Origin of the sequence: Pseudomonas sp. RC10-4-2 (assembly GCF_050433085.1) — a bacterium.
Classification (GTDB): domain Bacteria; phylum Pseudomonadota; class Gammaproteobacteria; order Pseudomonadales; family Pseudomonadaceae; genus Pseudomonas; species Pseudomonas aeruginosa.
Window position 1 is genome coordinate 939,124 of the sequence record NZ_JBNPXX010000002.1, and the last position, 18,492, is coordinate 957,615.

Annotated in this window: 20 protein-coding genes and 1 pseudogene; 12 read left to right on the forward strand and 9 right to left on the reverse strand. The window is 67.2% G+C overall.

Annotated features, from left to right (window positions below):
• The first annotated feature begins 393 nt into the window (after window positions 1–393).
• The 5 genes from FHW81_RS12235 (at window position 394) to FHW81_RS12255 (ending at window position 3,909) form a co-directional block, all read left to right on the forward strand.
• Entirely contained in the window at window positions 394–690 is a 297-nt protein-coding gene (locus tag FHW81_RS12235) for a DUF3649 domain-containing protein (RefSeq protein ID WP_003085639.1), read from the forward strand.
• Entirely contained in the window at window positions 687–2,207 is a 1,521-nt protein-coding gene (locus FHW81_RS12240) for a PepSY-associated TM helix domain-containing protein (RefSeq protein WP_004364134.1), read from the forward strand. The genes FHW81_RS12235 and FHW81_RS12240 overlap by 4 nt, the downstream gene beginning before the upstream one ends.
• Entirely contained in the window at window positions 2,207–2,530 is a 324-nt protein-coding gene (locus FHW81_RS12245) for a DUF3325 domain-containing protein (protein WP_003114195.1), read from the forward strand. The genes FHW81_RS12240 and FHW81_RS12245 overlap by 1 nt, the downstream gene beginning before the upstream one ends.
• Before the next feature lie 85 nt (window positions 2,531–2,615).
• Window positions 2,616–3,056 (forward strand): VOC family protein, encoded by a 441-nt coding sequence (locus FHW81_RS12250; protein WP_003085641.1) that lies wholly within the window; start codon window positions 2,616–2,618, stop codon window positions 3,054–3,056.
• A 31-nt stretch (window positions 3,057–3,087) separates the two neighbouring features.
• Window positions 3,088–3,909: an aldo/keto reductase gene (locus FHW81_RS12255; protein ID WP_003109743.1), complete on the forward strand. Its 822-nt coding sequence runs from the start codon at window positions 3,088–3,090 to the stop codon at window positions 3,907–3,909.
• Between the two features lie 209 nt (window positions 3,910–4,118).
• On the opposite strand, the gene FHW81_RS12260 is transcribed toward FHW81_RS12255, so the two are convergent.
• Entirely contained in the window at window positions 4,119–4,346 is a 228-nt protein-coding gene (locus tag FHW81_RS12260) for a hypothetical protein (protein ID WP_003085644.1), read from the reverse strand.
• Window positions 4,347–4,906: 560 nt separating this feature from the next.
• On the opposite strand from FHW81_RS12260, the gene FHW81_RS12265 reads away from it, so the two are divergent.
• The 3 genes from FHW81_RS12265 (at window position 4,907) to FHW81_RS12275 (ending at window position 7,238) form a co-directional block, all read left to right on the forward strand.
• On the forward strand, window positions 4,907–5,302 hold the full coding sequence (locus FHW81_RS12265) for a DoxX family protein (protein ID WP_003106627.1): 396 nt from the start codon (window positions 4,907–4,909) through the stop codon (window positions 5,300–5,302).
• Window positions 5,303–5,928: 626 nt separating this feature from the next.
• A complete protein-coding gene (ampDh3, locus tag FHW81_RS12270) occupies window positions 5,929–6,696 on the forward strand; it encodes an N-acetylmuramoyl-L-alanine amidase AmpDh3 (protein ID WP_003106625.1) in 768 nt (255 codons plus the stop codon).
• A gap of 68 nt (window positions 6,697–6,764) precedes the next feature.
• Window positions 6,765–7,238 carry an SRPBCC family protein gene (locus tag FHW81_RS12275; RefSeq protein ID WP_003085649.1) on the forward strand — a complete coding sequence of 158 codons (474 nt, stop codon included), beginning with the start codon at window positions 6,765–6,767 and terminating at the stop codon, window positions 7,236–7,238.
• 51 nt (window positions 7,239–7,289) lie between these two features.
• Here the strand turns inward: FHW81_RS12275 and FHW81_RS12280 are convergent, their stop codons facing one another.
• From FHW81_RS12280 to FHW81_RS12305, 6 genes are all read right to left on the reverse strand, one after another.
• Window positions 7,290–8,606 (reverse strand): Nramp family divalent metal transporter, encoded by a 1,317-nt coding sequence (locus tag FHW81_RS12280; RefSeq protein WP_003106624.1) that lies wholly within the window; start codon window positions 8,604–8,606, stop codon window positions 7,290–7,292.
• Window positions 8,607–8,712: 106 nt separating this feature from the next.
• Window positions 8,713–9,414, reverse strand: a complete 702-nt coding sequence (locus tag FHW81_RS12285) for a haloacid dehalogenase type II (protein WP_003106623.1) — start codon at window positions 9,412–9,414, stop codon at window positions 8,713–8,715.
• Window positions 9,415–9,444: 30 nt separating this feature from the next.
• Window positions 9,445–10,692 (reverse strand): MFS transporter, encoded by a 1,248-nt coding sequence (locus tag FHW81_RS12290; protein WP_003085654.1) that lies wholly within the window; start codon window positions 10,690–10,692, stop codon window positions 9,445–9,447.
• A complete protein-coding gene (locus FHW81_RS12295; RefSeq protein WP_080911775.1) occupies window positions 10,689–11,984 on the reverse strand; it encodes a 3-keto-5-aminohexanoate cleavage protein in 1,296 nt (431 codons plus the stop codon). Before FHW81_RS12295 ends, FHW81_RS12290 begins: the two co-directional genes overlap by 4 nt.
• A gap of 288 nt (window positions 11,985–12,272) precedes the next feature.
• Window positions 12,273–13,520 carry an aminotransferase class V-fold PLP-dependent enzyme gene (locus tag FHW81_RS12300; RefSeq protein WP_016263832.1) on the reverse strand — a complete coding sequence of 416 codons (1,248 nt, stop codon included), beginning with the start codon at window positions 13,518–13,520 and terminating at the stop codon, window positions 12,273–12,275.
• Window positions 13,517–13,951, reverse strand: coding sequence for a RidA family protein (locus tag FHW81_RS12305; protein ID WP_003116494.1), 435 nt, complete (start codon window positions 13,949–13,951; stop codon window positions 13,517–13,519). The genes FHW81_RS12300 and FHW81_RS12305 overlap by 4 nt, the downstream gene beginning before the upstream one ends.
• 220 nt (window positions 13,952–14,171) lie before the next feature.
• Between FHW81_RS12305 and FHW81_RS12310 the strand changes: the two genes are divergently transcribed.
• Window positions 14,172–15,125, forward strand: a complete 954-nt coding sequence (locus tag FHW81_RS12310) for a LysR family transcriptional regulator (RefSeq protein WP_003085661.1) — start codon at window positions 14,172–14,174, stop codon at window positions 15,123–15,125.
• On the opposite strand, the gene FHW81_RS12315 is transcribed toward FHW81_RS12310, so the two are convergent.
• On the reverse strand, window positions 15,098–15,982 hold the full coding sequence (locus FHW81_RS12315) for a LysR substrate-binding domain-containing protein (protein ID WP_003145737.1): 885 nt from the start codon (window positions 15,980–15,982) through the stop codon (window positions 15,098–15,100). The two genes, FHW81_RS12310 and FHW81_RS12315, sit on opposite strands and share 28 nt — an antisense overlap.
• 100 nt (window positions 15,983–16,082) lie before the next feature.
• On the opposite strand from FHW81_RS12315, the gene FHW81_RS12320 reads away from it, so the two are divergent.
• Window positions 16,083–16,508, forward strand: a complete 426-nt coding sequence (locus FHW81_RS12320) for a VOC family protein (protein WP_003085665.1) — start codon at window positions 16,083–16,085, stop codon at window positions 16,506–16,508.
• A gap of 30 nt (window positions 16,509–16,538) precedes the next feature.
• On the opposite strand, the gene FHW81_RS12325 is transcribed toward FHW81_RS12320, so the two are convergent.
• Window positions 16,539–16,811: a hypothetical protein gene (locus tag FHW81_RS12325; RefSeq protein WP_003145735.1), complete on the reverse strand. Its 273-nt coding sequence runs from the start codon at window positions 16,809–16,811 to the stop codon at window positions 16,539–16,541.
• 206 nt (window positions 16,812–17,017) lie between these two features.
• On the opposite strand from FHW81_RS12325, the pseudogene FHW81_RS12330 reads away from it, so the two are divergent.
• A pseudogene (locus FHW81_RS12330) lies at window positions 17,018–17,279 on the forward strand (hypothetical protein).
• Window positions 17,280–17,577: 298 nt separating this feature from the next.
• Window positions 17,578–18,390 carry an HNH endonuclease gene (locus FHW81_RS12335; protein ID WP_003114208.1) on the forward strand — a complete coding sequence of 271 codons (813 nt, stop codon included), beginning with the start codon at window positions 17,578–17,580 and terminating at the stop codon, window positions 18,388–18,390.
• Window positions 18,391–18,492: the final 102 nt, after the last annotated feature.

Consider the following 18,492-nt stretch of genomic DNA (forward strand, 5'->3'; position numbering starts at 1 on the left):
CGCGCATACGGCCGGGCCGGGTCGATGGCCAGGCTGAGCTGGGTGTCTGGGGCGGAGGGTGAAGTCATCCGGTATGTCCTTCGGCGAGACCAGCCGAAACCGCAAACAGCCGATATTACCAAGCTCGGCGCGCTTGCGCAGAGCGGAGATGGACGTATGGCGCGGCGGACGAATGCGACGGGATACGACCCGCACTCGTCGGACCCCGGCAATCCCTGGCGCGACGCGACCTGGCGGTCGTCCGGAGCAAGTACAAATGCGAACGTAATTGAGATACAGTCGCAAACCTTCCGAATCGACGACCGCCTCGCCACCCGCGAGCGCGGCGTCGCCGTGCCAGCCAGACGAGGTAGCGACGATGCAAGGCCCTGTTTCCACCCGGGACGCCACCCCATGACCAGCCAGGCCCTGGCCGGCGGACTATCCGTCACCGGCCGCATCCTCGTCGCGGTCCTGCTTGGCTACGCGCTGGCCTATGCGGTCACCGCCTGCCTGAGCATCTACCTGCCGCTGCCGCGTCCCGACCGGGTCTCGTTCGGCAGCCTCGGCTGCTTCGCCGTGTGGGTCGCGGCCATCGTCTACGCCTTCGCCGCGCGCAGCGCCTGGCGCGCCTGCTGGGTGCTGGCGCTGGCCAGCCTGGCGCTGGGCGGCCTGGCCTGGCTCGGCCTCGACTACGGAGCGCGTCCATGAACCTGCGTCAATCGATGTCCGGCCTGCATACCTGGTCGGGGCTGCTGGTCAGCTGGCTGCTGTTCGTCATCGTCTTCGCCGGCAGCCTGGCCAGCTTCGACAAGGAGCTGACCCGCTGGATGCAGCCGGACCTGCACCTGCCCGGCGCGCAGTCGCTGGGCGCCGACCAGGTGCGCGACTGGTTGCGCCAGCGCGCCCCCGATGCCCATGCCTGGTGGATGCTGCCGCCGAGCGAGCGGGCGCCCTACTGGAACGCCGGCTGGGAGCCACGCGACGGCAGCGAGTTCAAGGTCTTTCAGCTGGACGCGGTGAGCGGCCAGCCGCTGCCGAAGACAGTCGGCGGCGAGTTCTTCTTCACCCTGCACTACGACCTGCACGCCGGCATGGTCGGCCTGTACATCGTCGGCATCGCCGGGATGCTGATGCTGGTGGCGCTGGTCAGCGGGACCATCGTGCACCGGCGGATCTTCAAGGACTTCTTCACCCTGCGCCCGCAGGCGGCGCGGCAGCGCGCCTGGCTCGACGCGCACAACGTGCTGGGGGTGATCGGCCTGCCGTTCCACCTGATGATCGCCTACACCGGCCTGGTGATCTTCATCGTCTACTACATGCAGGCGGGCCTGCAGGTGGTCTACCAGAACGATGGCGAGCGCTTCTTCCATGAAGTGCAGGGCTCCTACGAACGCGAGGAAGTCGGCCGCCCGGCGGGGCCGCCGGCGTCCATCGACGGCCTGATCGTCGAGGCCGGCAAGGTCTGGGCCGACGGCGGCGCGCCGGGCTGGATCAGCGTCCACCATCCCTATGACGAGGCGGCCACCGTGGACATCCGCCGGCGCGACGCCTCGCGCATCCTCGACGACCAGCGCACGGTCAACTTCGATGCCTCCAGCGGCGAACTGCTGCATGCCCAGCCGTCCTATGCGCCCGGCTACGCCACCTACGGCTGGCTGACCGGCCTGCACATGATCCAGTGGGGCGGCCAGTTGGTGCGCTGGATGTACCTGTTGCTCGGGCTGTCCGGGGCGATGATGATCTTCGGCGGGTTGCAGGTCTGGCTGGCCAAGCGCGAGGTCCGCGGCAGTCGTGGCGTTGGTCTGGTGCGGGCGCTGAACCTGGCGGTCTGCGGCGGCCTGCCGCTGGCCAGCCTGGCGCTGCTGTGGGGCAACCGCCTGCTGCCGACGCAACTGGCCGGCCGCGACACCTGGGAGATCCGCGTGTTTTGCGCCAGTTGGGCGCTGGTCGCGCTGTGGGCCATCGTCCGCCGCAACAGCGGGACCCTCGGTCGCACGCAACTGCGCCTCGCCGCCGTGCTGGCGCTGGGCCTGCCGCTGCTCGGCCTGCTGCGTAGCCCGGAAGGCAACCTGTTGGCCAGCCTGCAGCGCGGCGACTGGGTGCTGGCCGGCGTCGACCTCAGCCTGCTGGGCCTCGGCCTGCTCTGCGCCTGGCTAGGTTGGCGACGTCGGCAAGCGTCGAGCAAGCCCGTCCGGCGACGCCTGAACGTCCAGGAGGTGGCCTGATGCTGCTGGTCTTCGGCCTCAACCTGCTGGCTTTCACCGCTCTCTGCCTGGCCATGAACCGCCACCACAAGAACCTCCTCGGCCACGAGCCGTCGGCTCCCCGGGTGCTTCTGCTACGCGGCGTGGCGCTGCTCGACCTGGGCCTGGCACTGGCCTTCTCGATCCACCGGCAGGGCGTGGAGATCGGCATCGTCTTCTGGTCCTGCCTGCTGATGCTGGCGGCCGGCACGCTGGTCCTGCTGCTCGCCTGGCGGCCACGCTGGGCATTGCCTTGCGCCGCCGGAGTGCCGTTGCTCGGCGGGGTGCTGGCGCTGCTGCGCTGAAGGGCGCGCCGCCCATCCGTGCCTCGGGGGCGGTCCGGTCCAGCGTCTATGCTGGTGGTCGTGCTTTCCCCCGGAGGTATGCGCCATGCACACGCCCGCCAGCAACACCGTCGCCAGCGTCATTCCCTGCCTGCGTTACCGCGATGCGCCGGCCGCCATCGACTGGCTGTGCCGGACCTTTGGCTTCCAGCGCAAGCTGGTGGTGCCCGGCGAGGACGGACAGGTGCTCCACGCCGAGTTGACCTACGCCAGCCCGAACGGCGCCAACGGCATGCTGATGCTCGGCTCGAGCGTCCGCGACAACGCCTACGGTCGGCTGATGCGGCACGTCGACGAAGCCGGCGGCAATACCCAGAGCCTCTACCTGGTGGTCGCCGATCCCGACGCCCTGTTCCGCAGCGCCCAGGCCGCCGGCGCCGAGATCGTCATCGACATCAAGGACGAGGACTACGGCGGTCGCGGCTTCACTTGCCGCGATCCGGAGGGCCACGTCTGGAGCTTCGGCAGCTATGATCCCTGGGCATGAGGCCCCGTCCATTCACCACAGGAGACGCTGCATGAAAACGCTCACGCTGATCGATGGCCAGGAGGTCGCCGCCATCGGCCAGGGTACCTGGCATATCGGCGAGCAGCCCGGCGAACGCAAGCGCGAGGTCGCGGCGCTGCGTGAAGGCATCGAGCTGGGGATGACGCTGATCGATACCGCCGAGATGTACGCCGAGGGCGGCGCCGAAGACGTGGTCGGCGCGGCTATCGCGGGACGCCGCGAAGAGGTCTTCCTGGTCAGCAAGGTCTACCCGCACAACGCCAGCCGCAAGGGTCTGCCGGCGGCCTGCGAGCGCAGCCTGCGCCGGCTCGGTTGCGAAACCATCGACCTCTACCTGCTGCACTGGCAGGGCCGGTATCCGCTGGAGGAAACCATCGAAGCCTTCGAGCGGTTGCGCGACCAGGGCAAGATCCTGCGCTGGGGCGTGTCCAACTTCGACCTGGGCGACATGTACGAACTGGATGGCAGCGCCTGTGCCGCCAACCAGGTGATGTACAACCTGGAGGAGCGCGGTATCGAATACGACCTGCTGCCCTGGTGCCAGGAGCGCGGCATGCCGGTGATGGCCTACTGTCCGGTGGGGCAGGGCGGCAGGCTGCTACGGCACCCGGCGCTCGGCGAGATCGCCGCGCGCCACGACGCCAGCAGCGCCCAGGTCGCCCTGGCCTGGCTACTGGAGCAGGGGGTGATCGCGATCCCGAAGGCGGTGACGTCCGCTCACATCCGCCAGAATGCGGCGGCGGCCGACCTGGAACTTAGCGCCGACGACCTGCGGGCGCTCGACCAGGCGTTCCCGCCACCAACCCGCAAGCGAAACCTGGCGATCGTCTGAGTGGAGTACGGGAGAAACGGCCTGCGCTTGTTTCCCCTGGCCGCGGGAATATGACGAAGTTGGCGAGGAAATATTTAAAAAGGAATAAGTAAATATTTATTTCCTGCGTGGGAGCTTTCTTCAACTTAACCTGTACTTTTCGCTGTCCCACAAAAAAGCCCCGTCGGGGACGGGGCTTTTCCTTGCATTCGCGCTGATGCTTGCATGATTCAGGCAGCCAGTGTTTTCTTGCGAACTCGATTGATCACTTCTTCCATTTTGCCGGAGTCGTCGTACTGCTCCGGATACAGGCGCTCGCTGTGGCAGGCCACGCCATGCTGGTCAACGATGGTGAAACTGAAGTTTCCTTTACGAGTTGCCTGGATCAGGCAGTCGAACGGCGCAAATGCGGCGGTTAGGGTGCGAATTGCATCCTGAGTACGATGTTGAATAGACATATTCTTATGTTCCTTTACTTTTACGCTTATGGAGCAGCGTATATTGCAAATGTTCCCGCTCCGTGACAGTGCCAAGAAAGCTTTGTGTCGGGGGAACGTACTGGTTATGCCGGCTTTTTTCGAAAAGAGCAAGCTGGCAGTTCAGGTACTAATCAGAGGATCGATTGGCAGGAAAGTTTCCAGGCCAAGATCCTGATCAATCTGCGGGTGGTATTGCGGGACGCCGGTCTTCCCATCGGCCCTGCATGGCAGGGGATTGCTTCAGAAGAGTGGCGACCGAAGAACCATCGGAAGGCTGTAACCCTGATGGTAGAGCCCTTTTCATCTGTGGGCCCGGTCGTGGGGTAAAGCCTGATTGACTTTCAGTTTGGTACGCAGTGCCGGATTGTATGTCTTTCGAGGAAGAAAGGCCAGGACATTTTTTGAGCAGATGTCGCCCCGGCGGCGGGAATGTTTGAGCATTTGTTTCGGCGGACGCCTGCCAACCGGGCAAAGGTTATGGGCCTGGCGTCGGCGGCGCGTGGCAGGATTGCCGTTCCATCGCCGCGCCGAGGTTATCCATGCCGTCGCCCGCTCGCACGCTGCTCGTGGCCTTCGTGTCCGCCTGGTTCCTGCTGGGTGGGCTGGGCCATTTCGTCTTCACCGATTTCTTCGTCGGCATCGTCCCGCCCTACGTGCCCTGGCCGCTGGCGGCGGTGTGGGTCAGCGGGGTCTTCGAACTGCTCGGCGCCGCCGCCCTGCTGGTGCCGGCATGGCGCCGGCTGGCGGCGTGCGGGCTGTTCATCCTGACCCTCTGCGTGACCCCGGCCAACCTCTACATGTGGCAGCACCCCGACCTGTTCCCATCCTTCCCGCCGACGCTGCTGGCCGCTCGCCTGGCGCTGCAGGCGTTCCTCCTCGGCTGCATCCTGGCGCTGATGCTGGCGCGGGACGAGGCGCCGCTGGCACGACGCTAGGCGCAGGCGAAAAAAAGCCACTGTGCGGGGGTGGACAGTGGCCGGGAATGCCAGGAGATGGAGGAGCAATCGGACCTGGCGTGGATAGAGTAGTAGTCACTCTGGCGAGGGTCTGTATGGCTATTGGTGAACTTTGTGAAGAAGTGCAAAGTAGAGCGGCCAACGGACGAACGGTGTTGCACGCGGCGGGACGCTCGCGGTAGTTTTTTCCCATGATCACGTTTCCCGTGGTCGCCCTCGAAGCCCGGCCCCAGCGCCGGGCTTCGTCGTTTCTGCCCGCCGCGCAACCGGACGCAGCGGGCGGCGACCGGTGCGAAAGGCTCTGGGGTGCGCCCGCACGGCGTCCGGCCAACTTAAAGTTCGGTTGTGCCGGGTGCTGTCATAACGCCATCGTTCAGTGGCCTCGGTGAGCCCCCGCACCCCCAGTTCGCTGGGGCTTGCCTTTGGTGTATCCCTTTTGCCCGGCCGCGTGCCGGGCTTTTTTATGCCCGGTCTTCTTCCTTCCGGTTTAGCCGGGGTCCGCGTTTCCTTGGCCGGCCCCTGAACCTCATCGCTGCATCGACGTCCCTAGCTACAGGCGAGCCTGTGGCCGGGGGCTTTCCATCATCCGCAAAAAGGTGAAAACCATGCTGACCATCGACTACAACAGCTATCGCACCACTACCCCCTACGGCAAACGCGTGCGCTTCCTGGTGCTGCACTACACCGCGCTCGACTTCGCCGCCTCGGTCAAGGCGCTGACCACCGGCGCCGCCAGTGCCCACTACCTGATCCCGGCGCCGCATGACCCCAGCTACAAGGCCGCCGGCTTCAAGGGCCAGCGCATCTTCAACCTGGTCGCCGAGGAAGACCGCGCCTGGCACGCCGGCGTCAGCGGCTGGGCGCGCCGCGACAACCTCAACGACACCTCCATCGGCATCGAGATCGTCAACCTCGCCCGCGACGACGACGGCGTGTTCACCTTCCCCGACTACGAGCGCTCGCAGATCAACGCACTCAAGCAACTGGCGAAGAACATCCTGCAGCGCTACCCGGACATGACCCCGAAGAACGTGGTCGGCCACTCCGACATCGCCGTCGGGCGCAAGTCCGACCCGGGTCCGAAGCTGCCCTGGAAGGAACTCTACGAGGCCGGTATCGGCGCCTGGTACGACGACGCCACCCGCGATCGCTATCGCGAAGGCTTCGAGCGCGACGGCCTGCCGCCGCGCGCCGACCTGCTGGAGGCGTTCCGCCTGTACGGCTATGCGCTGCCGGCGACGGTCGACGATGCCTACTTCACCAGCCTGCTGCGCGCTTTCCAGATGCATTTCCGCCCGGAGAACTACGACGGCGCGCTGGATGTGGAGACGGCGGCGATCCTCTACGCTCTGAACGAGAAATACCCGGCCTGAGCCACTAGCCACGAGCGGCCGCCCGATGCGGCGGCCGCTTCCTTGCCCACCCCCATGGAGGACTTGCCATGACTGCCGTCGCACAGGTCGTCGCCAAGGCGGAAATGCTGATCCGCCGCCCCATCGCCGAGGTCTTCGAAGCCTTCGTCGATCCGGCCATCACCGCCAGGTTCTGGTTCAGCCGCGGCGATGCCCGCCTCGAAGCCGGGAAACGGCTGCGCTGGCACTGGGACATGTACGGGGTTTCCCAGGAAATCGAAGTGAAGGACCTGCAGACGAACCGCCGCATCCTCATCGAATGGCCGAATGGCGACAGCAACCCTTCCCAGGTGGAGTGGCTGTTCGAGGAACTGCCCGGCGCCGGGACCTTCGTCAGCATCCGCAACAGCGGTTTCGTCGGCACCCCGGAAGAGGTCATCCCGCGGGTGGTCGACGCCACCGAAGGTTTCACCCTGGTGCTGGCCGGGCTCAAGGCCTGCCTGGAGCATGGCATCGCCTTGAACCTGGTGGCCGACCGTTTTCCCCGCGGTCTCGATGGCTGAGCATTGCCTGAGTGCGCGTCCCGCACCGCGCAGCGTGCCCTCAGGCAATGCTCAGCCGAACGCGAAGTCGGCCAGCAGTTGCAGGTTCAGGCCGACGATCGCCAGCGCTACCGCCCAGGCCAGCCACCGGGTCCCGGCGCCGATCGCCAGCGGGCCCATCAGGCGCCGGTCGGAAACGAACTGTAGCAGCGGGATCACTGCCAGCGGCAACTGCATCGACAGGATCACCTGGCTGAAGATCAGCAGCCGCGCGGTGCCATCCTCGCCGTAGAGCAGGGTCACCAGCAGCACCGGCAGCACTGCGACGCCACGGGTCAGCAGGCGCCGCGCCCAGGGCGCCAGGCGCAGGCGGAGGAAGCCCTCCATGACGATCTGCCCGGCCAGGGTGGTGGTGACCGTCGAGTTGAGGCCGGACGCGAGCAGCGCCACGGCGAACAGCAGCGAGGCGAGTTCCAGGCCGAGCAATGGCGAGAGCAGCGCGTGGGCCTGCTCGATATCGACCACCTCGGTGTGCCCGTTGCGGTGGAACACGCTGGCGGCGACGATCAGGATCGCCGCGTTGACCAGCAGCGCCAGGGTCAGCGCCAGGCTGCTGTCGGCCACCGCCCAGCGCAGCGCCTGGCGCTTGCCGGCAAGGCTGCGCGGGTAGGCGCGGCTCTGCACCAGCGAGGAATGCAGGTAGAGGTTGTGCGGCATGACGGTCGCGCCGACGATGCCGATCGCCAGGTACAGGGCAGCCGGGTCGCTGAGCACCCGCGGGCTCGGCAAGAACCCTTGGAGCACCTCGCCGAGTTCGGGACGCGAGAGCAGCAACTGTACCGCGAAGCAGGCGAAAATCAGTGTCAGCAACGCCACCACGAAGGCCTCCAGCGGCCGTTGGCCACGTCCGATCAGCACCAGCACCAGCAGCGCGTCGCCCACGCAGAGCAAGGCGCCCCAGGCCAGCGGCAGGCCGAACAGCAGCTTCAGGGCGATGGCGGTGCCGATCACCTCGGCCAGGTCGCAGGCGATGATCGCCGTCTCGCAGGCCAGCCACAGCAGGCGGCAGGTGCTCGGCGAGTAGCGTTCGCGGCAGGCCTGGGCCAGGTCCAGGCCGCTGGCGATGCCCAGGCGCGCGGACAGCGCCTGCAGCAGCATCGCCATCAGGCTGGAGAGCAGGATTACCGAGAGCAGCAGGTAGCCCAGTTGCGCGCCGCCGGCGACGTCGGTGGCCCAGTTGCCCGGGTCCATGTAGCCCACCGCGACCAGGTAGCCGGGGCCGGCGAAGGCCAGCAGGCGGCGCCACCAGTGGCCGCCGCCGGGGACTTCGACCGGCTGGGCGCGACCGGGCTCGGCGGCCTGGGGGGCCGGGGTATCCTTCGCGGACATGACGAAGCTCCTGCCGGACGCGTGCCGGCGCTGCGCGCGCCTTTCCCGGCGCGCCGTGGCGCGCGGGTTGGGCGAGCGGTTCAGGGGGCAGGAAGGAGGAAGTCGGTCAGGCCGAGGCCGCCAGTTGCCGGTGCAGGTCCAGCAGGTCGCTGGCGATCAGGTCCCAGTCCTGCTCGGCGGCGAGGTCCTGGGACTGGCCGGGGCCGTATTCCAGCGGCCGGGCGATGAACGCGGTCTTCAGGCCGAGGGCGCGCGCGGCCTTGAGGTCGTAGTTGTGCGCCGCGCAGAGCATCACCTCCTGCGGCGGCAGGTCGAGCAGGCGGCAGGCGCCGAGGTAGACCTGCGGGTCGGGCTTGTAGTGGCCGAACAGGTCGGCGCACAGCAGCATGTCCCAGGGCAGCCCGGCGTGCCGCGCGACGTCGAGCATCAGCGCGGTGTTGCCGTTGCTCAGCGCGGCGAGCCAGTAGTCGGCCTTCAGCGCGTGCATCCCGGCGAGCGTGTCCGGCCACGGCCGCAGGCGGTGCCAGAAGCCAGTGATGCGTTGCAGCAGGGCCTCGTCCAGCGCCAGGCCGAACTCTCCGGCCAGGGCCTCGAGACTCTGCCGGTGCAACTGGTCGAGGTGCTGCCAGGGCGCCTGGCCGTTGCGTACCCGGTCCATCGCCGGCTTGTATTGCTGGCGCCAGCGGTCGGTCAGTTCCACGCAGGGCAGGGTCCCGCCGAGTTCGCGCTCCAACGCCTGGAACTGCTCGATCAGGCTGGAACGCCAGTCCACCAGGGTACCGAACACATCGAACAGGATCGCGCGCATCGTGCCTCCTCGGCCGTGGCCGTCATCGCTTCAGTGCTTCTGTGGCAGCGCGGTGGGCAGGCCGCGGCCGCTCCAGGCGGTGACCACAAGGGCTACCGCCGCCATCAGGCAGAGCGCCAGCCAGCCGGGGACGAAGCTGTGGCTGAAGTCCTTGAGCAGCCCCAGCGCCGGCGGCGCGAGAACGATCGCCAACTGGTTGATGGCCATCGCCAGGCCGAGGGCGAAGCCGGTCTTGCCGACCGGCGCGGTATCCGCCACATAGGCCACCCAGGGACCGTACCAGCCGAAGCCGAAGAAGCCCAGCCAGGCCACTACCAGGCCCATCCCCAACGGCGATTGCAGGGGCAGCAGGACCAGCGCCAGCAGGCCGAGGATCACCGCGCCGAGGCAGACCATCACCGGGAAGTAGCGCCCGGCGCGGCAGCGGTCGCTCCAGGCGGCCAGCAGGATGCGCCCGGCGACGCCGCTGCCCTGGGCGACGAACAGCAGGGTCGCGGCCATGCCGATGCCGATCTCCAGGGTCTCGTGCAGGTAGAGCACGGTGAACACCAGGATGCCGTACTGCACCGAGATCAGCGCCACCCCGGAACAGACAATGTTCTTCATCGCCGGGTCGGTGATCATCGCCAGCCGCGACTTCACCACCGCGCCCAGGTCGCGTTCGGCGGGGTTCGCGCCGGGCGCGGGGGCGTCCGGCGGGGTGCGGTAGAAGAGCATGAAGGCCAGCGCGCCGAGGAACGCTACCAGGCCGCCGGCGAGGAATGCGCTGCGCCAGCCGTAGATCCCCGCCAGGTATGGCAGCAGCGCAGCGGACAGCGCGCCGCCCAGCGGCAGCCCGGCCTGGCGGATGCCCATGGCGAAGCCCAGCTGGGTCTTGGCAAACCAGCGTGACACCGACTTGCTGCCGCCCGGCTGCGCCGTGCTGTAGCCGGCGCCGACGACCACCAGGAACAGCAGGATGGTCAGGTAGTCGGTGGCCCACAGCGAGGCGCAGAGGGCCAGCGCGACGATCAGCGTGCCGAGGCCGACCACCAGCCGCTCGGAGTAGCGGTCGAGCAGCTCGCCGGCCACCAGCAGGCCGACGATCGGCACCAGCTGCGCCGCCGACACCAGCAGGCCGATCTGTAGCGACGAGAGTTGCAGGTCGTTCTGGATGAACACGGCGATCGCGCCGATGCCCTGGACGAAGAAGCAGGCGCAGGCCTGGGCGAAGGTGGCGATCAGCAGGATGACCCAGCGGTAGCGCTGGGTCGGGTTCGCGGCGAGGGCGGCGGTCACTGGACGAACTCCCGTGCGAGGGTGAAGTTGGCTTCGCCGAGCGGATGCAGGCGCTGCAGCGACAGGTATTCGCCGAGGGTGCGTTCCATGCCCATGCGCTGGAAGATCCGTTCGCCGTCGAGCTCGGCCTCGGCGCCGTTGGCGCGCAGTTCGTCGAGAGCCTGGCGCAGCAACTGGCAGTTGTCGCTGAGCGTCACCTGGCCGTCATCGTCCACCGCATAGGGCGTGTCCTCCATGCCGACCCGCAGCACATCGACCTGGCTGTCCGCCTGCGCGGCATAGGCGGCCAGCCGGCGCACCGCGCAGAGCGGGGTGCCGGCGTGAGGACCGACGTCGAGCGGCCGGAAGTGCTGCGCGGCATGCTGCGGCATCACCGCCGCGCCGACCGTGATGCTGACCTTGCGCTTGCGCACGCCGGGTTCGCCGATGTCGTACTCCAGGCTCTTGGCGCTCTCGATCACCGCGCGGAACTGCTGGTAGGTCTCCGGGAACGGCAGGCGTGGCGAGAAGCCGAACAGCAGGATCACGTTCAACTGGCCGGAACCGCCCAGGCGCAGGCGCGGGTGCTCCACGGCGAAACGGGTCATGGCGTAGCTGCGCACATGCTGCACCCACTCCACCTCGTGGAACAGGCCGAGCTTCTGGCGCGCCTGGATGGCGTTGCGGTAGACCTGGAACTGGGTCATCGGCGAGGTCACCCCGTAGTCGGCGCCCTTGCTGGTGGAGTGGGTCTGCAACTCGGCCTTTTCCAGCGCCGTCGACGGCTGGTAGTCGCGCAGGTCGGCGAGGAAGGCCGGGCTGGAGGCATAGTCGAGGTCGAGCTTGCGCCTTTGCTTCTCCAGCTCGCAGATCACCTGCAATTCGATGGCCGCCTGGATCGTCACGAAGTGCGCACCGCCCAGGTGCAGCGGGATGGCGCAGTGGCTGACCCGCTCCCACTCGCCGAAGCGGCGGATGTTCTCCTGCACCTCGCTGCCGTTGCGGCTGGCGCCGAAGCTCAGCATCAGGTCGGGGAAGCGGTTCTGCAGGGCGCGGCTGACCGCCTGGTAGATGTCGTTGTCGGTGGTCTGTTCCTGGGTCAGCGGGTTGCGCGCATGATAGTGGTAGTAGCGGCAACCCATCTCGTAGAGCTGGCGCGCTTCGTCCAGCAGTTCGCCGGGGGCGGTGCGGATGGTGGCGCCGGTGCAGATGCTGTCGAGCAGGCGGTCGCCGGTGGCGGCGTGGTTGCGCGGGGTGAACTTGGCGCCGGTGGAGGCGCATCCGAGAATCAGGGTTTTCCGGGATCCGGTCATGGTCGTCTTTCCTCCATTCATCATTCCATTGAGGGCGGAGCGGTCCGCGGGGGACCGAAAGGCTGCCCAGGGCGTCGAAAGTCGTCGGTGTCTCAGGCAGGTGAAAGATGTCGCTGGCGGGATCGTTATGCGTTGTTCTACGAGAGGGATTTAAACCGCATGGCGGCGGCCGTGCGCGGCGCATTCGGCAACGCTCGTTGCCGCCGGCACAAAGACCTTGCGCAAATCGCCCGGCGTTGCGCCAACCGCCGGCACGGCGGCGCAACGTTGCCATTCGCGCAAGGTCGCTCAACTGGCGGCGCGCTGTCGCAGGCAATCCTCCAGGGCCTCGCCGAGGCGCTCGATCTCGCTGTCGTCGGTCAGGTAGTGCGGAGTCAGGCGCAGTACCCCCGGCAGCGCCTGCTCGCGCAGCGCCCAGCGGGCATACTGCGGGCCGATGTAGGAGGCGTTCACGCCGCGCGCGTGGAGGCGCTTCAGCCATTGCTCGCCGCTCAGTTCGGGGGCCGCGTAGGTCATCAACGCGCTGGCGTGCGGCCCTTGTTCCAGCGGCGTCCAGCCGAGCCGGCGGTAGAGCTGCTGGGCGATGCGTTCGCGCAACTGGCGGTTGCGCCGGGCGATGCGCCGGACGTCGGTCTGCAACAGGTAGTCGCAACTGGCCTTGAGCGCCAGGCGCAGCCCCGGGTTGAACTCCGAGCATTCGAAGCGCCGCGCGTCATCCCGTGCCTGCAGGGCGAAGGCGTCGCTCCATTGCGCGCCGCCGACGTCCAGCCCGTCGGGCAGGGCCAGGCGCTCCAGGGCACGTTCGCCGAGATAGAGCACGCCGAGTCCCTTCGGCCCGCGCAGCCACTTGCGCGGCGGGAACACCAGCACGTCGCAGCCGATCGCCTCCACCGCCAGCGGCAACTGGCCGACCGCATGGCTGGCATCGAGGAAGAACAGCCCGTCATGGGCGCGGATGCGCTCGGCCACGCCCTCCAGCGCGGTAGCCGCGCCATGCCCGGTGGGCACCGCGCTGAGCGACAGCAGCGGCGTCTGGCCGGGGGCGAGGTCGTGCAACTGCTCGTCGAGCCGTTGCAACAGCTGTGCGGCGTCGCCGCGCGCGTCGATCAGGCGCAGCTCCAGCCCGCGCTGCTGGCGCGCGGCGAGCAGGCACAGGCTGTTGGAACCGTATTCGTCGAAGCTGCTGATCGCCCGTATCCGTGGATGGGCGGCCAGGGCCGCGGCAAAGGCCACCGACCATGCGCGGCTGGCGCAGTCGAGCAGGGCGATGTGCCGTGGCTGGGTGCCGAGCACTCGCGCGACGCTGTCGCGGACCGCCAGCAAGGGCTCGGCGAAATGCTCGGCGGCGCGCTGCACGCCCCAGCGCCGCTCGGCTTCCAGCCAGCTGTCGAGGGCCTCGTAGAGCACCTGCGGCGGCAGGCTGGCGGAGCCATGGGCGAAGTGCGCGTAGCTGCCCCAGGCCGGGGTCTCGCGGCGCAGGCGCAGCAGTTCGTCGGCACCGAAGGCGTCGGGGGCGGCGGGGAAGAGCGCGCTCATGGCCGCACCGCCGCGATCAGTTCCACCTCCACCGCGGCGCCGCGCGGCAGCTCGGCCACGCCGACGGCGGCGCGGGCGTGGCCGCCGCGCGCGCCGAGCACCTCGTCGAAATATTCGCTGGCGGCATCGATCACCGCCGGCTGCTGGACGAAACCCGCCGCGCTGGCGACGTAGCCGGTCACCTTGAGCAGCCGCTCGACCCGTTGCAGGCCGCCCAGCGCCTCCTCCAGCGCCTGCAGGCAGCGCGCCGCGCAGAGCCGGGCGGCCTGGCGGGCCTGTTCCAGGTCGAGTTCGCTGCCGACCTTGCCGGTCCAGCGCAGCTCGCCGTGCTGGCGCGGCAACTGGCCGCTGACGTAGGCGATGCCGGCGTGGAGCACCACCGGCTGGTAGGCGCCGCCGGCGACGATGGCCGGAGCGGGGGATGTCTGCATGGTCCTGTCCTCGTGGCGGACCCGCCCGGCCACGATGCTCGGGCGGGTCGATGGCTGGAAAAGCGCGACCTCACTACTGTGGGCCGGTTTTCCCGGTCTGTTTTGCGGGAGTCGACGAGCTGCTTGCCAAATCGGCAAAACAAACCGAACTTTAGCCTTGCAACAGGCACCGCCGCGCGAAGTAGACTGAAAACGCCCGACCGTTGAGGAACGCGCAACGATGATCGACCTGGTGATGCTCAAGGACTTCCTCGTCCTCTGTCGGATCAAGAGCTTCAGCCGTGCGGCGCAGGAGTGCCATGTCTCCGTGTCCGGGCTCAGCCGGCGTATCCAGACCCTGGAACAGTGGCTCGGCGCGCCGGTGTTCGAGCGCCACAAGCACGCCCTCGAACTGACCGAGGCCGGCCGCCAGTTGCAAGGCGTGGCGCAGGACGCGGTGCGCGCCCTGGACAACCTGCGCCAGTCGATCCGCGAGCGCGACGAAGACGCCCAGCGGCGCATTCGTTTCTGCGCCCCGCACATCCTCTCCTCGGTGTTCTTCCCGCACTGGATTCCGCGCCTGCAGGCGGACTTCCGCAGCGCCAAGTTCAGCGTCGACTGCGATTACCTGCCGCAATGCCTGTCGCGCCTGCGCGACGGCTCGGTGGACTACGTGGTGGCGTTGCTCGACGAAGGCGAGGCGGTGTCGCGCCGCCTGGGCATCGACAGCGAAGCCGAGTTCCAGCGCCTGGAGCTTGGCCACGAACAACTGGTGGCGGTCTGCGCGCCGGACGCCGCCGGCCAGCCGCTGTTCAATCTCGACCGCCTGCAGACCGAAGCGCTGTCGTTCCTCGGCTACTCCGAGGAATGCCACCTGGGCTGGGCCCTGGAACCGCTGCTGCGCGACAGCGGCCTGTTCCTCCAGCGCCATCACAGTTCCAGCCAGACCGAGGGGCTGCGCTTCTTCGCCCAGTCGCGCCTGGGCGTCGCCTGGCTGCCGCATACCCTGGTCCGCGAGGACCTCGCCAGCCGTCGCCTGGTGCGCGCCGGCGGCCAGCGCTTCGACGTGCCGTTGCGCTACACCCTGATCCGTCGCCGCCTGCCGCTACCCGGCGAGGCCGAACGCCTGTGGACCTTCCTCGGCGAGCTGGCGCGCCCGGCGCCGCGCTACGCGGTGGTCGGCGCGGCCTCCTGAGCCGCCGTCTCGGCCAGCAGGGCGCGGCGGAATTCACCGACCAGGTCGTCCTGCGCCGAACCGCTGCGGCTGACCATCACCAGCTCGCGCTGGAATTCCAGCGCGCCCAGTTCGATCACCCGTACCCGCGCCGGCTCGCGTAGCCACAGCCCGGCCCGGGGCAGCAGCGCCACGCCGAGACCGTTCTCCACCATCCGCGCGATCGCGTCGATCTCATCCAGCTCCATCACCTGGCGCGGCCTGAGCTGCTGCGCCTCGAGGAAATCGCCCACCAGGCGACCGCCGAAGGACACATGGTCGTAGCGGATGAACGGTTGCGTGCGCAGCAATTCCAGCGCATCCGTCGTGGTGCATTGCGGCGGCGCGATCAGCACGAACGGCTGGCGCTCGACCCGTTGCGCGGAGAGCCCGCGCGGCAGGTTGAACGGCGGGCGGATGAGGATCGCCAGGTCCAGTTCGGCGGCGTCCACCTGGTCCAGCAGGTGCAGCGAGACGCCCGGCACCACCTGCGGCTCGATGTGCGGCGCCTGTTCGGCGAGGCGCTTGAGCACCTCCGGCAGCAGCCCTGTCTGCGCCGTGTTCACCGCACCGATGCGCAGGCGTCCGCGCGGGCTGTCGCCCTGGCCGATGCCGTCGAACAGCGCGAGGATCTGCTCGGCCGTACGCACCGCCTGCCGCCCGGCCTCGTTCAGGTGTGCCGCGCGCGGCGTGCGCTTGAACAACTCGACGCCGACGCTGCGTTCCAGCGCGCGGATCTGCGCGCTCACCGCCGACTGCGTCAGCCCCACCTGTTCACCCGCCGCGGCGAAGGAGCCCCGGCGCGCCACGGCGACCAGGGTGCGGAGTTCGCGGATCATCCAAGCCTCGAAAAAAGTGTTGCTCAGGCGAAATATTATGCGCTTTCCATCGAAATCGGCACGGCAAATAATCCCGGCACACCCACAGAGGAACCGCGCCATGAGCCTGATGCCCTTCCACCTCGCCATCCCTGTCCACGACCTGCCGGCCGCCCGGCGCTTCTACGGCGAGGTCTTCGGCCTGAGCGAAGGCCGCTCCGCCGAGCACTGGGTCGACTTCGACTTCTTCGGCCACCAGTTGGTCATCCACCAGCACCCGCAGACCGATTCCCAGCGCCACGCCGGCAGCAACCCGGTGGACGGCCACGACGTGCCGGTGCCGCACTTCGGCGTGGTCCTCGCCTGGGACGACTGGCACGCCCTGGCCGAACGCCTGAAGCAGCGCGGCACCCGCTTCGTGATCGAGCCCTACATCCGCTTCAAGGGCCAGGTCGGCGAGCAGGCCACGCTGTTTCTCTTCGACCCCTGCGGCAACGCGCTGGAGTTCAAGAGCTTCCGCGACATGGGTCAGTTGTTCGCCAAGTGAGATTGCCGGCGCTCCGCCTGGAGGCTGCGCTTACTGCGCGCAGTCCGTGCAGAACTCCAGCGCCGCGCAGCTGGACTGCTCATCCGGCAGTCTCGACGTCGCGCACTCTTTCTTGCGCACCACGCTGCCCAGCGGCGCCAGCTTGAACCGCTCCGGCGGCGGGCTGGCCGGCTTTGCGCTTGTCGTCCCGTCGAGGTCGGGCTTGAAGGCGTGTTCAAGGTCACCCAGGCGTTCGTCCAGGGTGGCGGAGGAGGCGAGGGCGGGCGTCAGGGCCAGGATGAGCAGGAGAACGCGGTAGGGCATAGGGTTTCCGGTGCGGGTGGCGATGCGCTGGAGCCGGGCACGGCATCCGCGCATGACGAGGAATCGAAGCGGCCATTCAAGGCGATTGCGTGTTGGCGATGGGATGCGCTCGCCCTCTGTTTGGCATTTTGTGAAGCGCTTCGCACCTTGCCCGAGCGGCGCCTTGGCCGGGTAAAACCGTCACCGCACAGTCCCCTTCCACCTTCATCCCCCTGCGACGCACCTCGCAATGCAACCAGCATCCCGGCTGCGCCACCCTCTACCTGGACAGCAGCGCAGCCAGCGAAGACCTGTTCGACACCGCCCGCCGCCGTCTGGAGTCGGCGATCGGAACGCTGAGCGTCCTCGACCTGCTCGACGAAACCGAAGACCGGCGAAAGCACCTGCCGCATCACCGGCTCCTTGCTGTCGTTGCTCAGCGACGCCCTGTCGCTGTTCGAGGCGGAATACGCACGCAGACAACGATAACCGACGGAGGCGGTGCCCCCCGGCGAGGCCGGGGGTTAGAGGAGTCTCTATGTGAGCCGGTATGTTCATTGAGCCGAATTCACACAGGCCTTAACTATGAGCGTCTGTGCCGTACTATCCGCCTTGTCTGGCTAGGCTGTTGTGGTGAATTGGGCATGCCTTTTCGCTACATGCCTAACGATCTCAAGTAGGTATAGGTTTCTAGTAGAGGGGCATTGCTCCCGCTCTTTGCCAGGTTCGATTTTGGGCAGGTGCCTGATAGGCTGTCGCTCAACCATCATGAAAGGACTCTGCAGCTATGCCCGCCGTTATCGCTGAGAATGATGTGTCGATCTGGGACGACGAAACTGGAGCTGTCTACCACTACCCAAGGCGATACAGCGCCATCCTTAAGCCAGGGGTGCAGGTGGTTTACTACAAGGGCAAGCTGACAGATAAGTCCTTTGCTGATCAGCGCCTCAGTGCTCAGCCGCATTACTTTGGTATTGCGCGTATCGGCAAGGTTTACCCTGACCCTGAAAGCTCGAAAGGTGATCTCTTCGCGTTGATCGAGAGTTTTCAGCCATTTGAGCAGGCAGTCCTGGCAAAAGAAGGGAATAGCTACCTAGAGCCCATTCCGCCATCGAAGGCCAGCAACTACTGGCGTAGTGGTGTCCGGGAGATTGGACAGGTCACCTTTGATAGCATCCTGGCAAGGGCCGAGATTAAGCCTTTGCAGGTTGCCGAGAGTTGGGGCGATAGAGCTTTGGGGGGCTTCGAGTCTCGCACCGAGGGCAGTCTGTCCACCTACTACGGGGTCCGCTACGAGCGTGACCCAACGCTGCGTCTCCAGGCAATTGCGATTCATGGTGTAGCTTGCAAGGCGTGCGGTTTTGATTTCGGAAAGGCATACGGCGAGTACGCGAAGGGTTTTATCCACGTTCACCACACGCAGCCCATTTCTGAGTTCGAAGCCCCCAAAGCCGTGAACCCTGAAACTGACCTGGTGCCCCTCTGTGCAAATTGCCATGCAGTTGTTCATCGCAGGCGTGATCGAACTCTTAGCGTCGATGAGCTGAAGGGGCTTGTTCGTGGGAGGTGGGTTTGCGCGGAGGCTGATGTAGTCGTTTAGGTAAGGAAAAAGAAGGAAAAAGGGGACATATTTATTTTTCTGTCAGGCTCGCCTCATAGGGAGTGTAGCCTTGGCGAGCACTTTTGATCCCAGAAAACGTAA